At 61.4% G+C, this 1,588-nt stretch carries 1 protein-coding gene; it reads right to left on the reverse strand.

Features of this window, described 5'->3' with window-relative positions:
- Window positions 1-247 precede the first annotated feature (247 nt).
- On the reverse strand, window positions 248-1,588 hold a 1,341-nt coding region (locus tag EN993_RS35585; RefSeq protein WP_127266218.1), incomplete at its 5' end, for a biotin/lipoyl-containing protein.

A 1,588-nucleotide genomic window follows, 5' to 3' on the forward strand; every position in this document is an offset into this window, starting at 1 on the left:
CTTGATCGCTGCAATCAGAGCCTCGATCTCCTCCATCGAATTATAGTGCAAGAGCGAAATCCGGGCGGCGCCGTCGTGCATGCCGAGGGCCGCCAGGCAACGTCGGCTGTAGAAGCTGCCGTAGGCGATCGCGAACTTTCGCGCAGCAAGCGCCTCCGTGCCCCAATCAGCGTCGAGGCCAACTATCGCCCTGAGGTACGGAAGACGTATCGGTTTGACACTCCAGGTCGACGTCGACGCAATCCGGTTACGCGATGGACATGAGGATTTGACCGGCTGCGATGGAGACGCCTGGCGCAACGGCCAATCTGGCAACCACGCCGGCTCGTTCGGCGCGCAGCACCATCTCCATCTTCATCGCCTCCACCACGCACAGCGCGTCGCCGATCGCAACGTGGTCGCCCTCAGCGACCATCCAGCGCACGAAGACCCCAAGCAGCGGCGAGCGCAATTCGCTCATTTCATAGAGTTCGCCACCAGGGCCTATCTGCTTGAAAAGATCGGCCTGACGGGGCGTCAGCACCCGCAACGAGCTTCGCACGCCGCCCTGCGAGAGCGCGATCGAGTGATCCGCAATGGTAACCTTGAAATGCGCCGGTGCGTGATCGATTGTGCCATGCCAAAGCGGATCACCCGGCTGCCAATCGGTTGCGATTGCGGTGCATCGGCCGTTAAATTCGACGACCACGCCATCGCGGCCAGATATCGCTGTCAGATCAATGCGGTCGCTGTCTTGCAAGACGGAGAGTGCCACCGAGGACGGAGGGCTGTTTTCTCTTGCCCAGCGATAGTGGCTAGTGAGGTGAATAGCTGCGGCAACAGCGGCGCGCATCAGCAGTTCGTCACTCTCACACAGACGCTGCTGGAAGCGGGCGCCAAATTCGGCTGCGATCAGGCCGGTTGACAGCGCTCCCTCAAGCCAGCGGGGGTTGCGGTGAAGGGCCGATAGAAAGGTGATGTTGGTGGCTATGCCTTCGACAGCGAAGCAATCGAGTGCCCTGGCCTGTAGCTCGATCGCGTCGGCACGCGTCTGTGCATGGGTGATCAGCTTTGCTATCAGCGGATCATAGAGCGCTGGAATATCGTCGCCCTCCCTGACGCCATCGTCGATGCGCAGGCGATCCGGCTGCGGCGCTGGAGGCCGATAGAACTCGAGCCGGCCCGCAGATGGGAGGAATCCGTGCTCGGGATCCTCGGCGCAGATACGACTTTCGATCGCCCAGCCCTTCAAAACGATATCATTCTGACTGTGGCGAAGCCGCTCGCCAGCGGCGACTCTGATCATTTCCTCGACGAGATCGAGGCCGGTGACAAGCTCGGTGACAGGATGCTCAACCTGAAGACGCGTGTTCATCTCCAAGAAATAGAAGGCCCGATCCTGGCCAACCACGAACTCGACGGTTCCTGCACTGTCGTAGCCGACCTGCCGAGCGAGCGCGACGGCCTGCGCGCCCATGGCAGCGCGCATCTGCGCATCGACCAGGGGAGACGGCGACTCCTCCACGACCTTCTGGTTGCGGCGCTGAACTGAGCACTCCCGTTCGCCCAGATGGATGACATTCCGGTGTCGGTCACCCAGGATTTGAAT

Source organism: Mesorhizobium sp. M7D.F.Ca.US.004.01.2.1, assembly GCF_003997785.1.
In the GTDB taxonomy this organism is placed as follows: domain Bacteria; phylum Pseudomonadota; class Alphaproteobacteria; order Rhizobiales; family Rhizobiaceae; genus Mesorhizobium; species Mesorhizobium loti.